A 13407-nucleotide genomic window follows, 5' to 3' on the forward strand; every position below is an offset into this window, starting at 1 on the left:
ATGTTCACCGGGATCGTCACGGATATGGGGCGGATCGCGTCGGTCGCGACGATTCCGGCCGGACTGCGCACGCGGATCGTCACCGCCTATGATCCCGAGGGGATCGAGATCGGCGCGTCGATCGCCTGCGACGGGGTGTGCCATACGGTCACCGCGCGCGGCCGGGACGGCGGCGAGAACTGGTTCGAGATCGAGTCGGCGGCAGAGACGTTGCGTCTGACCACCGTCGGAAGCTGGACAGCGGGCGACCGTGTCAACCTGGAGCGCTCGCTGAAGATTGGGGATGAACTGGGCGGACACATCGTCCAGGGCCATGTCGACGGAACGGCCGAGATCATCGAGCGGGTCGACCACCCGGACTCGGTGTTCTTCCGCTTCCGCGTCCCGGCGGATTGCGCGCCGTTCATCGCCAGGAAGGGCGGCGTGGCGCTGCATGGCACATCGCTGACCGTCAACGAGGTGGAAGGGGACACATTCACCGTGTTTCTCATCCCGCATACCCTTGCGGTCACCACCTGGGGCGAGCGCAAGCCCGGCGACAGGATCAATCTCGAAGTCGACATGATGGCCCGCTACGCGGCCCGGCTCGCCGAGTATCGCTGACCTTCGTCCCGCCCGGTCTGCACCTTGCGCGGCTATCCCGCGGCGGCATGGCCGCCCCCGGCAATCCGCGCTGGACAAACGCGGCCCGGCATGGTTCCTACCGGCACCTTGACGCCGGCTGGACCGGCTTTCGGAGTGGCGATCTGTTTCGTCCCGCATGCGCCCGGCGACCGGGCCGCAACGATATGAAAGCGAAGAGAGCGACATGACGACTCCCCGAATCCTGATCATCGACGCCCGCTTCTACGAAGACATTGCCGATGCCCTGCTTGCCGGCGCCATGGAGGTGCTTGAAGGGCAGGGGGCGGATGTAACCCGTGTCTCCGTGCCTGGGGTCCTGGAAATCCCGGCCGCCCTCGCGATGGCGCTGGCCGCCATGGAGGCCGGAACCGCCGACTATGACGGCTTCGTGCTGCTCGGCTGCGTGATCCGCGGCGAGACCTCCCATTATGACATCGTCGCCAACGAATCCGCCCGCGCCGTGATGGAACTGGTGATCGATGCGGCGCTGCCGCTCGGCAACGGCATCCTGACCGTCGAGAACGGCGAGCAGGCCTGGGTGCGCGCCGATCCGGCGAAAAAGAACAAGGGCGGTGCAGCGGCGCAGGCCGCGCTCGACATGATCGCGATCAGGGACCGCTTCGGGATCTGACATGACCGAGGACAACGAAGCCCGGACGGAGCCGCTGGTGCGCCCCGCCAACAAGCGGGGGGCTGCCCGTCTGTCTGCCGTGCAGGCACTGTACCAGATGGATGTCGGCGGCTCGAACCTTGCCGATGTTCTGGCGGAGTTCGAGGCATTCCGTCTCGGGGCCGAACTCGACGGCGAACAGTACCGGGAGGCGGATGCGAGCTGGTTTCGCGACCTCGTCAAGGGCGTGGTCTCCGAGCAGCGCTATCTCGACCCGGTGATCCATCGCTCGCTGGTGGCCGGCTGGCCGCTGAAGCGGATCGACACGACCTTGCGCGCCATCCTGCGCGCCGGTGCCTTCGAGCTGATGCGGCGCAAGGACGTGCCGGCCCGCGTCGTGATCAGCGAGTACATCGATGTTGCCCGCGCCTTCTACGAGAAGGACGAGCCGCGTATGGTGAACGGCGTGCTCGACAAGCTGGCACGGGAATTCCGCGCGGCGGAGTTCGACGGGCCCGGCAAACCGGAGCCGGCGGAAGACGACGCCTGATCTGCCTGCCCTTGCGTGAGGAGTGAGTCCGTGGAGCTGCGGCGATTCGTCGTGGCTTGCGCCTCCTGCGCGATCCTGCGGCCCTGGCACAACTTTTCTAAATGGAAATGCCATGAGGCGGAACCGGATCAAGTGCCGGTGGAGCCGTCCGTGGAGCAGCTCCTTGCACCCGCCGGTGCGGCTCGTTCCGGGCGATTCCGGTAAATCTTCCGCAACGTAAGGAATGGCGGGCCGGCCTTGCGGGCAGGGCAGGGCCTGATGCTGCTGGTCGTGTCTCCTTCCGCAACAGGGTGGAAACTCGTCCTTGACGGGACGCACAGGACAGATACCGTTCCTCCCGCAGGACCAGACAAGAACAAGAAAAGGTCCTTTCGCGTCCTTCATTGGGGGGAAGTATGCTCGAGCTCGTAATCGTAATCCTGTGTGGCCTACTGTCCATCGCCTATGGCGCGTGGGCCATTCAGTCCGTCATGGCGGCAGATGCCGGCAATGCGCGCATGCAGGAAATCGCCGGCGCCATCCAGGAGGGCGCGCAGGCCTATCTCAACCGTCAGTACACAACGATTGCCATCGTCGGCGTTGCCATCTTCGCAGTGGTCGCCTGGTTGTTGGGCATGCTGGTCGCCATCGGCTTCGCCATCGGCGCGATCCTGTCGGCCGCCGCCGGCTATATCGGCATGCACGTCTCCGTGCGCGCCAACGTGCGCACCGCGCAGGCGGCCAGCACCTCGCTTGCCGCGGGCCTCGAGATCGCCTTCAAGGCTGGCGCCGTCACCGGTCTGCTGGTCGCGGGCCTTGCCCTGCTTGGCGTCGCTGTCTATTTCACGATCCTCACCGAAATCCTCAACTATGAGGCTCAGAGCCGGGTCGTCATCGACTCACTGGTGGCGCTCGGCTTCGGTGCGTCGCTGATCTCTATCTTCGCCCGTCTCGGCGGCGGCATCTTCACCAAGGGTGCGGATGTCGGCGGCGATCTCGTCGGCAAGGTCGAGGCCGGCATTCCGGAAGACGATCCGCGCAACCCGGCCACCATCGCCGACAATGTCGGCGACAATGTCGGCGACTGCGCCGGCATGGCGGCAGACCTGTTCGAGACCTATGCGGTGACGGTGGTTGCCACCATGGTGCTGGCATCCATTTTCTTCACCGGAGCGGCGGCACTGGAACTGATGCTTCTGCCGCTGGTGATCGGCGGAGCCTGCGTCGTCACCTCGATCGTCGGCACCTTCTTCGTGAAGCTCGGCGCCAGCAACTCGATCATGGGCGCCCTCTACAAGGGCTTCGTCGCAACCGCCGTGCTGTCCGCTGTGGCCCTGTTCGGCATCGTGTTCTTCTGGCTCGGCTTCTCGACCGAATACACCACCTCCGGCGGGCTGACATTCTCCGGCCGGCATCTGTTCTATTGCGGGCTTGTGGGCCTTGTGGTCACCGGCCTGATCATCTGGGTGACGGAGTATTACACCGGTACAGATTACCGGCCGGTCCGCTCCATCGCCCAGGCTTCGGTTACCGGCCACGGCACCAACGTGATCCAGGGCCTTGCCGTTTCGCTGGAAGCGACGGCACTGCCCGCCATCGTCATCATCGCGGGTATTCTCGGCGCCTACAACCTGGCAGGTCTCTTCGGCATCGCCATCGCGGTGACGACGATGCTGGCGCTGGCCGGCATGGTGGTTGCGCTCGATGCCTTCGGCCCGGTGACGGACAATGCTGGCGGCATCGCCGAAATGGCAGGGCTCCCGAAGGAGGTGCGGGTCACCACCGACGCACTCGATGCTGTCGGCAACACGACCAAGGCGGTCACCAAGGGCTACGCCATCGGCTCGGCCGGTCTGGGTGCGCTGGTGCTGTTTGCGGCCTACACGGAGGATCTCAAGTTCTTTGCGGCGAATGCGACGCCGGGCTCCTATTTCGACGGGGTCGTCGTCGATTTCTCGCTGTCCAACCCCTACGTGGTGGTTGGCCTGCTGTTCGGCGGCCTGCTTCCCTATCTCTTCGGCGGCATCTCGATGACCGCCGTCGGCCGCGCCGCCGGCTCGGTCGTCGAGGAGGTGCGTCGGCAGTTCCGCGAGAAGCCGGGCATCATGGAAGGCACGGAGAAGCCGGACTATGGCCGCGCCGTCGACATGCTGACCAAGGCGGCAATCCGCGAGATGATCATCCCGTCGATGATGCCGGTCCTGTCGCCGATCGTGGTGTTCTTCGTCGTCACTGCCATTGCCGGCAAGTCTCAGGGCTTTGCCGCCGTCGGCGCCATGCTGCTCGGCGTCATCGTCACCGGCCTCTTCGTCGCCATCTCGATGACGGCGGGTGGCGGTGCCTGGGACAATGCCAAGAAGTCCTTCGAGGATGGCTTCGTCGACAAGGACGGGGTCCGGCACATGAAGGGCTCGGAAGCGCATAAGGCCTCGGTCACCGGTGATACGGTCGGCGATCCCTACAAGGATACGGCTGGTCCTGCGGTCAACCCGATGATCAAGATCACCAACATCATGGCGCTGCTGTTGCTGGCCGTGTTGGCGCATGCCTGACCAAACTGGGGCCGTCGCTTGCCGGCGGCCCTGCCGCTTCCATGCCGTGCCGCATGACAAAAAACGCCCGCAGCCTCGGCTGCGGGCGTTGCGTTTGAAGAGGCCGAACGGGGCTCTAGAGGTTGAGGCTCGGGTTCTGGGCGCCGCGCAGGATCTGCGACAGGAAGCCGTAGTCGGAGCCGCCGGTGCGGGTCTTGCGGTTGAGGATGTCGACGACCTTGCCGTCCTCAAGGCTGTAATAGGCGGTGTCGCGAACGAAGCCGTCCTCATCGAAATAGACCGCAACGACCCGCTGTTCGACCGTCCGCGGGCTCATGAAGGCCGTGGTCCGCTTCACCTGCGAGATATAGTAATAAGCCTCGCCGTCGAGCCGTGAGGCGGTCGAGGGCGAACCAAGCAGCAGTTCGACCTGCTCACGGCTCGATCCCACCTGGATGTCCCGCACCCGGTCCGGCGGGATGACATGGCCGTGATTGAGCGTCGTGGTGAAGCAGCCACCGAGCGGCAGCGCCAGAACGCCTGCCAGCAATGCTCCGCGAATCCATGTCTTCATATGAAGCGTATCCTGTTGCTTTCTGGCAGCTCTCACGACCGGAAGGCAGCCGTGCGCCATCTTTATCGCTCCGCGCGTCCTTGGCAAAGTCCCTAACCTGCGTTAGGCCACTTGGCAACCTTCGTCCAAGCGAGGCAACCCATGGTCTTCGGTCTCTTTCGCCGGCGTCAGCGTCCGGAAGTGCTCGCCGCATACACCTCGATCGTGGCACAGGCGCGGCAGCCTTGGCTCTACGTCCGCTATAACGTGCCCGATACCGTCGATGGCCGTTTCGAGATGGTCATGCTTCATACGATCCTGGTGCTCAACCGGCTCCGGGGCGAGGGAGGGGAAGTCGCCAGTTTCTCCCAGGAGCTTTTCGACACGTTTTTCGCCGACATGGACGGGTCGCTGCGGGAAATGGGTGTCGGCGATCTTGGGGTTCCGAAAAAGGTGAAGAAGATGGCCGAGGCCTTCTATGGTCGCGCCGCGGCGATTGCCGAGGCTCTGGCCGCCGACGGCTTGCAGGAGCTTGCAAGCGTCGTTGACCGCAATCTTTTCGCCGGCGCGTCGGACATGGGTGCCGCGCATGCGATTGCCCGCTACCTGCGCGAAGCTGCGGACGGGCTGGACCGCCAGCAGGCATCGCAGATCGTCGCCAGCGGCCCCAAGTGGCCGGGCGAGCCGGTCGACATAGGGTAAAGCTGGAAGGAGACGTTCATGGCACTCGCTGACTTCCCTCTGTCGCACCCGCAGGACATCCAGCATCTGACCGACAAGCCGTTGGTGGTGGATCTGCGGCCGGACGAGGCGCAACTCCAGCGCCTGACCAAGGCCTACTCGCTGCTCGCCTTGGAAGATCTCGTTGCGCGGTTCGAACTGCGCCGATGGCGCCGTGACGGCGTTGCGATCGAAGGCCGGCTCCAGGCGCGGGCGACTCAGGCTTGCGTTGTCACGCTGCAGCCGGTGGAACAGCAGATCGAGGAGGTCTTCACCATGCGGTTTGACCCCGATGCCGCAGCCCTGTCCGGCGTCGAGGAGGAGGGCGAGATCGACATCGATGCCTTTGCCGAAGACCCACCGGATCTTTTGGAGGGGGGAAGGCTCGATCTCGGCGCGATCCTGTGCGAGCAACTGGCGCTGGCGCTGGATCCCTTTCCGCGCGCGCCCGGGGCGGAGCTCCCGGAGGGCTATGGCGAAGACGGCAAAGTCGATGCGGACGACAAACCGCCGTCGCCATTCGCCGTTCTGGAGCGGTTCCGCAAGCATGAGGAGTAGGCCGCACATCTTGCGCGCGGCTGAAGGCCAGAAAGCTGTTGTCTCTCCGTTGTAAACAGGTATGTTCCCCAACGCCTCGGATGAAGGGGAGTCCAACCACTCTTTCGTGTGTCGCGGCAACGGCTGCCCGCAAGTCATGAGGTTGCACGACCTTGTGAAACGACCCGTCGGGCGGCGCAGGCAACAACAAGACAAGACGGCAGCATTGTCGTCCCGGGCCCGGGCGGTCTGGAGAATTCGGGACAGCAATGCCGATCGGCGCGCTCTCTTCCCTTCGGGTGGGGCGTCGCCGCCGATCCAGAAGACACGGACGATGGCTCAGACGGTTCGAATCTCGCTGGATGCAATGGGCGGCGACAGGGGGGCGGAAGTCGTCGTTCCTGGAGCCGCATTGGCGCTGGAACGGCGTCCCGACATCAGCTTTTCCTTCTACGGCAACTCGGATGCGGTGGCGCCGCTGCTGCAGGCGCATCCGCGTCTGCGCGACGCCTCGACGCTGCATCACTGCGAGGTCGCCGTCGCCATGGACGCCAAGCCCAGCCAGGCGCTACGCCAGGGGCGCTGGAAGTCGAGCATGTGGCGCTGCATCGAGGCGGTGAAGACCGGTCATGCGGATGTCGCCGTCTCGGCGGGCAATACCGGCGCCCTTATGGCCATGTCGAAATTCTGCCTGCGCACCATGGCGAATATCGAGAGGCCGGCGATCGCGGCGATCTGGCCGACCACACGGGGCGAATCCATCGTCCTCGACGTTGGCGCGACCATCGGCGCCGATGCCCAGCAACTGATCGACTTCGCGCTGCTGGGCGGTGCGATGGCCCGCATCCTCTTTTCCATCGAACGCCCGACCGTCGGCCTTCTCAACATCGGCGTCGAGGAGGTGAAGGGCCTGGAAGAGGTGCGCACCGCCGGCCGGCTGCTGCGCGAGGCCAACCTGCGATCGCTGACCTATGCCGGCTTCGTCGAGGGGGACGACCTCGGCAAGGGCGTCGTCGATGTGGTGGTGACGGAAGGGTTCGCCGGCAATATCGCCCTGAAGACAGCGGAAGGGACAGCGCGCCAGATCGGCAGCTACCTGCGCTCCGCCATGAACCGGACCTGGCGGGCACGGCTCGGCTATCTGCTGGCGAAGGATGCCTTCGACCGGCTGCGGGAGAAGATGGATCCCCGAAAGGTCAATGGCGGCGTCTTTCTCGGCCTCAACGGCATCGTCATCAAGAGCCATGGCGGAACCGACGCGGAAGGCTTTGCCGCCGCCGTCGAACTTGCCTACGACATGGCCCGCAACGATCTGATGAACAAGATTTCCCAAGACCTCAAAAGCTACCATCGCGGCCGGTTCGCGCCGCGGGACGGATCGGAAGGTGATCAGTGACAGTCAAGCGATCCATCGTTCTTGGGACCGGCAGCTATCTTCCGGCCCGCCGGCTGACCAATGACGATCTCGCCAGGATGGTGGACACTTCCGATGAATGGATCGTCCAGCGCACTGGTATCCACGCCCGGCATATCGCGGCGGACGGCGAGTTCACCTCCGATCTCGCGGTCGCTGCTGCCCGCAAGGCGCTTGAGGCGGCAGGGTGCGAGGCGACGAGCATCGATCTGATCATTCTTGCCACAGCAACACCGGACAATACCTTCCCGGCGACTGCCGTCACGGTCCAGCACAGGATCGGCATCGCCAGCGGATTCGCGTTCGATGTGCATGCGGTCTGTTCGGGCTTCGTCTATGCGCTGGCAACGGCGGACGCCTATCTGCGGGCCGGCATGGGAAAACGGGCGCTGGTGATCGGCGCTGAGACCTTCTCCCGCATCCTCGATTGGGAGGACCGCACCACCTGCGTGCTCTTCGGCGATGGGGCAGGCGCCATTGTCCTGGAGGCAGCGGAGGGGGAGGGGACCACGGCCGATCGGGGTATCCTGACCTCGCACCTGCGCTCCGACGGCGCCCACAAGGACAAGCTCTATGTCGATGGCGGTCCGTCTTCGACCCAGACCGTCGGCCACCTGCGCATGCAGGGCAAGGAAGTCTTCCGCCATGCGGTGTCGATGATCACCGACGTGGTCGAGGCAGCCTTCGAGGCAACCGACACCAGCGCCGAGTCCCTTGACTGGTTCATTCCCCATCAGGCCAACCGCCGCATCATCGACGCCAGCGCCAAGAAGCTCGGTGTCGACCCCGCCAAGGTGGTTGTGACTCTGGAGGATCACGGCAACACCTCCGCGGCCTCGATTCCCCTGGCGCTCGACCAGGCGGTGCGCGACGGGCGGGTGAAGCGCGGCGACCTGATCATGCTCGAGGCGATGGGCGGCGGCTTCACCTGGGGAGCGTCGCTGCTGCGCTGGTAGCCATGCAAAGGCTTGAGCCTTGTGAACTTTTACGAACCGGAGCAAGGTCAGACTGTTGACCGTCTGCGCGCGAGCCAATAGGCTGTCTTCCGGGTTCGGTGGGCCCCGAAGGGTCAAAGAAGAATATCCCTGACACCGTCGAACCACGAGGTTCGGCCAAGGAGGGACTATGAGCGGCAGGACAGTTACGCGGGCCGATCTTTGTGAGGCGGTCTACCAGAAAGTCGGCCTTTCAAGATCGGAATCATCGGAACTCGTGGAAAAGGTCCTGTCGGAGATCGCGGACTGTCTCGTTGCCGGAGAGTCGGTGAAACTCTCGTCATTCGGGTCCTTTGTCGTGCGCTCCAAGGGAGAGCGCATCGGACGAAATCCGAAGACCGGCGAGGAGGTGCCTATCCTCCCGCGCCGAGTGATGGTGTTCAAACCGTCGAACGTGCTCAAGAAGCGCATCAACGAGACGATGATGGGAGCGTCCGGGAGCGGCGACTGAGACAGCGCCGGCGGACGATGAAGCACCATTTCAGTGACCGTCGAAAAAAGCCCTGACGCCTTTCGCACGATCAGCGAGGTCGCCGACGATCTCGACTTGCCGCAGCACGTCCTCCGTTTCTGGGAAACCCGCTTCACCCAGATCCGCCCGCTCAAGCGCGGCGGCGGTCGTCGCTACTATCGTCCCGACGATATCGATCTGCTGCGTGGCATCCGGCATCTGCTCTATGGCGAAGGCTATACGATCAAGGGCGTGCAGCGCATCCTGAAGGAACAGGGCCCCCGTTTCGTCATGCAGGTCTGGCGCGAGGATGGTATCGCGCTCGCGGCCCTTGCCGCACAGCCGGGGACGGACGAACCGGAGGTCGAGGACGTGGTGCCCCCGCCGGCTGCTCCGCCAAGGTCGCAGCCGCGCACGCCGGATTTCGCGCCGAGCATGCAGGCACCTCGAGCACGCCAGGCGGAACCGCAGTTCGTCGATCCGGACGATGATGGAGAGCCGATCCCGCGCGGCATATTGCCCGAGGGGGCCGTGCCGCCGGAGATGCCGACGACGCGCGCCGGGTTTCGTCTCATGGAGCGGCTGCTCGGCGAGCGTGTCGAGGCTCCGTCCGGCAATCTGTCGAAGGACGATATCCGCCGCCTCCAGGCGACGCTTTTCGAGCTGCTGGAATGCAAGCGCATCCTCGATCAGGCGCGGTAGATCGGCGGAAGCGAGTGCCTGCTAAACACCGCGCCGGCGGCTAGCGGGTTTCTGGCGGTGCGATCTCCAAGGTTATCGCCGCATACCAGTCCGCAACGCGGCGCATGTCCTCGTCGCTCATGTCTGCCGCTATCGCCGACATCACGTCGTGTTGGCGCTTCCCGAGCCGGAACGCCTTGAGCTGGGTATCGATATAGATCGCGCTCTCTCCGGCGAGGTTTGGCACGCCGTCCATCTGCCCGATTCCCTGGACGCCGTGACACGTGCTGCACTCGACAGGGGCGTCATTCTCCGAAACTCCGGCGGGAAGGACCGCGCTGGCCTGCTGCGCCCCGTACCAGGCGGCAAGATTGGCAATCGCTGCGTCGTCGAGCGACTGAGCCACCACGCTCATCATTTCATGCGTGCGCCGGCCGTCCCGGAACGCGCTGAGCTGAGACTCGATATAGGAGGCAGGCTCGCCGCCAATGTGAGGTGCGATCGGTATTCGGGCCATGCCCTCAAGGCCGTGGCAAGTACGGCACTGGCCGGCCTGTTTGCGACCAGCTTCCGGATCACCGAGAGTGCCCTCGGCGACGGCGGGTGAGGAACCGGCAACCCGGGCAGGAACAATCCCGCCCGGGTTCGGACCAGCGAGGAGCATGGCGCAGGTGAGCACCATCGCAGGTCGCTTCATTCTCAGTTCCCCTCGTAGGAGATTCGGTAGAGCGCTCCGGCCAGATCGTCGGACACCAGAATAGAACCGTCACGCAACTGGGCGACGTCGACCGGGCGGCCGAGATACTCTCCGTTCTCATCGATCCAGCCTTCGGCGAAAGCCTCCGTGGTGGCATTGCCCTCACTATCGATGAAGGTGACCATGACGCGCGCGCCGACGGGCTCCGTGCGGTTCCATGAGCCATGCTGGGCAGAGAAGATCGCGTTCCTGTACTTCTCCGGGAATTGGCGGCCAGTATAGAAGGACATTCCAAGATCGGCTGCGTGGGCGATCGTCTCCACGGCCGGCATGACCACCTCCACCGGCACTTCCTCGTTCGCGTATTCGTTGGTCCGCACGTCGCCGCCGCCGTACCAGGGATGCCCGAAATGCTGTCCGGCCGCAGTCTGTCTGTTGATCTCGCCCGGAGGGATATCGTCGCCCATGCCGTCCACCTGGTTGTCGGTAAACCAGAGTTCTCCGGTCTGGGGATGGAAGTCGTGTCCGACAGAGTTGCGAATGCCGTAGGTGTAGACCTCGCGCCCGGTTCCATCGGTGTTGATGCGGATAATGCCGCCAATGCCGAACTCGTTGTACAGATCCAGCTTCTCTGCTGGCGCCACGTTGAACGGCTGGCCGAGCGAGATATAGAGCTTTCCATCGGGACCGATCCTGCAGACCCGTGCAGTGTGATTGTAGCTCTCCTCGGATGGCGGAACCAGTTCGCCCTGCTTGATCACGTTGAAGGCGGCGACGTCAGGGCTTTCGTAAAAGAACTCCGCAGCCGGATAGACCAGCACCCGGTTCTGCTCGGCGATGTAGAGGAAGCCGTCCTTCGAGAAGCACGGACCATTGGGGATCGCAAACTTGAGCGAGGGAGCGAAGTCCTTCACCTCGTCCGCGACACGATCCTTGTTGCGATCAGTCACGGCCCAGACCTTGTCCTTGCGCGTGCCGACGAAGGTGACGATGCCCTGCGGACCGACGGCAATGTGGCGCGCATCGGGGACCACGGCATAGAGGTCGATCTTGAACCCGGCCGGAAGCTTGATGCGCTTCAGCGTTTCACGGATGCCGTCGGCATAGGCGCCGCTCTGCTCCACAAAGGTGAACTCCGTGGTGCCGGTGCTCTGGAAATTCGACAGTTTCTCGAGGTTGTCCGGCACCGGCGCCTGCGCGGCGGCGAGGGATGTCGCGGCCAGCAGAGCCATGCTTGCAAGCAGGAAGGTCTTCATGCGTTTCCTCCGGTGGTGATGGTTGGACCGCGGGAGCGGTCGCAATGCACGGGATCTGCGTCCCGATTGACGCTCGAAAGACCCCGGACGGTCGCGCCCCAGGAACAGGCGGTCTCGTCCGGACAGGTGAGCGGGAAATATAAAATCATACATATGACAAATGATGCAATCTTTGCGAGAAGGGCGGGTCTATTACCCCTTGTCTCTGCCCGCCCTCTCTCGTCCGGGGCTGCTGGCTACAACTGTCCTTGCGACATCTGCGAGGCGATATGGTCGGCCTGACGGATCGCCAGCGCCACGATGGTCAGCGTCGGGTTCTCCGCCGCGCCCGTGGTGAACTGGCTGCCGTCCGACACATAAAGGTTCGGGACATCGTGCGCCCGGCCCCAGCGGTTGACCACGCCGTCCCTCGGGTTTTCCGACATGCGGTTGGTGCCGAGATTATGCGTGGAGGGGTAGGGCGGTGTCGGGAAGGTGCGCGTCGCGCCGACCGCCTCGTAGATCGCGATGCCCTGCTTGTAGGCATGGCGGCGCATCGCGATGTCGTTGGGGTGGTCGGTGAAATGCACGTTCGGCGCCGGCAACCCGTACTGGTCCTTGAGCTCGTGATTGAGCGTGATCCGGTTGGTCTCCTGCGGCATGTCCTCGCCGACGATCCACATGCCGGCCATGTTCTCGTAGGAATCGAGCGCGGTGGTGAACTCGCGGCCCCAGGCACCCGGATCCAGGAACGCTGCCATGAACGGCAGTCCGAGGGCGAGTGTCTCGAGTTCGTAGCCGCCGACGAAGCCGCGCGAGGGATCGTGCCTCGCCTCGTCCTGGACGATGCCGGCCATCGTCGTGCCGCGCCACATGCGCACGGGCTTGTCGAACACGGCATAGACCGATCCGGTCATGTGCCGCATGTAGTTGCGTCCGACCTGGCCGGAGGAGTTGGCAAGCCCGTCGGGGAAGAGGCTCGAGGCGGAGTTGAGCAGCAGGCGAGGGCTCTCGATCGAGTTGCCCGCGACGCAGACGACGCGCGCCTTCTGCAGGTGCTGGTTACCGTCCCTGTCGGCATAGAGCACGCCGGTCACCTTGCCGCCGGCATCGTGCTCGATCCGCAGAACATGGGCGCGCTCGCGCACCTCCAGATTGCCGGTGGCTTCGCCGCGCGGGATGTCCGTATAGGCGGCGGACCATTTGGCGCCCCATTTACACCCCTGGAAACAGAAGCCTGTCTGCTGGCAAGCAAAGCGGCCGTCGTTCTCCGCCGAGTTGATTGCCATGCGTCCGGTATGGACTTCCGTGTAGCCGAGCTTGCGCGCGCCGGCTTCGAAGACCTTGAAATTGTTGTTGCCGGGCAATCCTTCTCGACCGCCGGTGCGCGTGACGCCCAGCTTCTCCTCCGCCTTCTCGTACCAGGGTTCCATCTCGGCAAGGTCGATCGGCCAGTCGAGCAGGTTGGCACCCTCGACATTGCCATAGGTGCTGCGGGTCTTGAATTCGTGCGCCTGGAAGCGCAGCGACGCACCCGCCCAATGGGTGGTGGTGCCGCCGACAGCCTTGACGATCCAAGCCGGCAGGCCGGAGAAGTCCTTTGCAACGCGCCAGTCGCCGGAGGTCGAACGCGGGTCGAGCCAGGCCAGTTGCCCGAAACTCTCCCACTCGTCGTTGATGTAGTCTTCCGGCAGATAGCGCCCGCCGGCTTCCAGCGCCACCACGCTGACGCCCTTCTGGGCCAGTTCATTGGCCAGGACACCGCCGCCGGCGCCTGTCCCGATGACCACGACGACCGTGTCGTCGTTCAGGTCGAATGGTGCGGCCATG

Annotated in this window: 14 protein-coding genes; 10 read left to right on the plus strand and 4 right to left on the minus strand. The window is 64.4% G+C overall.

Annotated elements, in window-relative coordinates; genetic code table 11:
• The 4 genes from P2PM1_RS10300 (at window position 1) to P2PM1_RS10315 (ending at window position 4315) form a co-directional block, all read left to right on the plus strand.
• Complete coding sequence (locus P2PM1_RS10300; protein ID WP_186395777.1) at window positions 1-603, plus strand: riboflavin synthase; 603 nt, start codon at window positions 1-3, stop codon at window positions 601-603.
• 205 nt (window positions 604-808) lie between these two features.
• Entirely contained in the window at window positions 809-1255 is a 447-nt protein-coding gene (gene ribH / locus P2PM1_RS10305; protein WP_186389562.1) for a 6,7-dimethyl-8-ribityllumazine synthase, read from the plus strand.
• Between the two features lies 1 nt (window position 1256).
• A complete protein-coding gene (nusB, locus tag P2PM1_RS10310; RefSeq protein ID WP_186395776.1) occupies window positions 1257-1784 on the plus strand; it encodes a transcription antitermination factor NusB in 528 nt (175 codons plus the stop codon).
• A gap of 395 nt (window positions 1785-2179) precedes the next feature.
• A complete protein-coding gene (locus P2PM1_RS10315) occupies window positions 2180-4315 on the plus strand; it encodes a sodium-translocating pyrophosphatase (protein ID WP_186389560.1) in 2136 nt (711 codons plus the stop codon).
• A 115-nt stretch (window positions 4316-4430) separates the two neighbouring features.
• Here the strand turns inward: P2PM1_RS10315 and P2PM1_RS10320 are convergent, their stop codons facing one another.
• Window positions 4431-4868, minus strand: a complete 438-nt coding sequence (locus tag P2PM1_RS10320; RefSeq protein ID WP_186389559.1) for an outer membrane protein assembly factor BamE — start codon at window positions 4866-4868, stop codon at window positions 4431-4433.
• A gap of 111 nt (window positions 4869-4979) precedes the next feature.
• On the opposite strand from P2PM1_RS10320, the gene P2PM1_RS10325 reads away from it, so the two are divergent.
• The 6 genes from P2PM1_RS10325 (at window position 4980) to P2PM1_RS10350 (ending at window position 9666) form a co-directional block, all read left to right on the plus strand.
• The gene (locus P2PM1_RS10325) at window positions 4980-5549 is read left to right on the plus strand and encodes a ubiquinol-cytochrome C chaperone family protein (protein ID WP_244301462.1); all 570 of its coding nucleotides are present in this window, start codon (window positions 4980-4982) and stop codon (window positions 5547-5549) included.
• 18 nt (window positions 5550-5567) lie between these two features.
• On the plus strand, window positions 5568-6125 hold the full coding sequence (locus P2PM1_RS10330; RefSeq protein ID WP_186398992.1) for a DUF177 domain-containing protein: 558 nt from the start codon (window positions 5568-5570) through the stop codon (window positions 6123-6125).
• Between the two features lie 313 nt (window positions 6126-6438).
• Window positions 6439-7500: a phosphate acyltransferase PlsX gene (gene plsX, locus P2PM1_RS10335; protein ID WP_186389556.1), complete on the plus strand. Its 1062-nt coding sequence runs from the start codon at window positions 6439-6441 to the stop codon at window positions 7498-7500.
• A complete protein-coding gene (locus P2PM1_RS10340) occupies window positions 7497-8474 on the plus strand; it encodes a beta-ketoacyl-ACP synthase III (protein WP_186398993.1) in 978 nt (325 codons plus the stop codon). The genes plsX and P2PM1_RS10340 overlap by 4 nt, the downstream gene beginning before the upstream one ends.
• 169 nt (window positions 8475-8643) lie before the next feature.
• Window positions 8644-8964 (plus strand): integration host factor subunit alpha, encoded by a 321-nt coding sequence (locus P2PM1_RS10345; protein WP_186389554.1) that lies wholly within the window; start codon window positions 8644-8646, stop codon window positions 8962-8964.
• A gap of 33 nt (window positions 8965-8997) precedes the next feature.
• Complete coding sequence (locus P2PM1_RS10350; RefSeq protein ID WP_186389553.1) at window positions 8998-9666, plus strand: MerR family transcriptional regulator; 669 nt, start codon at window positions 8998-9000, stop codon at window positions 9664-9666.
• A gap of 40 nt (window positions 9667-9706) precedes the next feature.
• Here P2PM1_RS10350 and P2PM1_RS10355 read toward each other — a convergent pair whose 3' ends face one another.
• The 3 genes from P2PM1_RS10355 to P2PM1_RS10365 form a co-directional block, all read right to left on the minus strand.
• On the minus strand, window positions 9707-10342 hold the full coding sequence (locus tag P2PM1_RS10355) for a cytochrome c (RefSeq protein WP_186389552.1): 636 nt from the start codon (window positions 10340-10342) through the stop codon (window positions 9707-9709).
• 2 nt (window positions 10343-10344) lie between these two features.
• The gene (locus P2PM1_RS10360; protein ID WP_186389551.1) at window positions 10345-11598 is read right to left on the minus strand and encodes a sorbosone dehydrogenase family protein; all 1254 of its coding nucleotides are present in this window, start codon (window positions 11596-11598) and stop codon (window positions 10345-10347) included.
• 236 nt (window positions 11599-11834) lie between these two features.
• Window positions 11835-13406, minus strand: a complete 1572-nt coding sequence (locus tag P2PM1_RS10365; RefSeq protein ID WP_186398994.1) for a GMC family oxidoreductase — start codon at window positions 13404-13406, stop codon at window positions 11835-11837.
• Window position 13407 lies beyond the last annotated feature (1 nt).

Source organism: Stappia sp. P2PMeth1, assembly GCF_900185735.1.
In the GTDB taxonomy this organism is placed as follows: domain Bacteria; phylum Pseudomonadota; class Alphaproteobacteria; order Rhizobiales; family Stappiaceae; genus Stappia.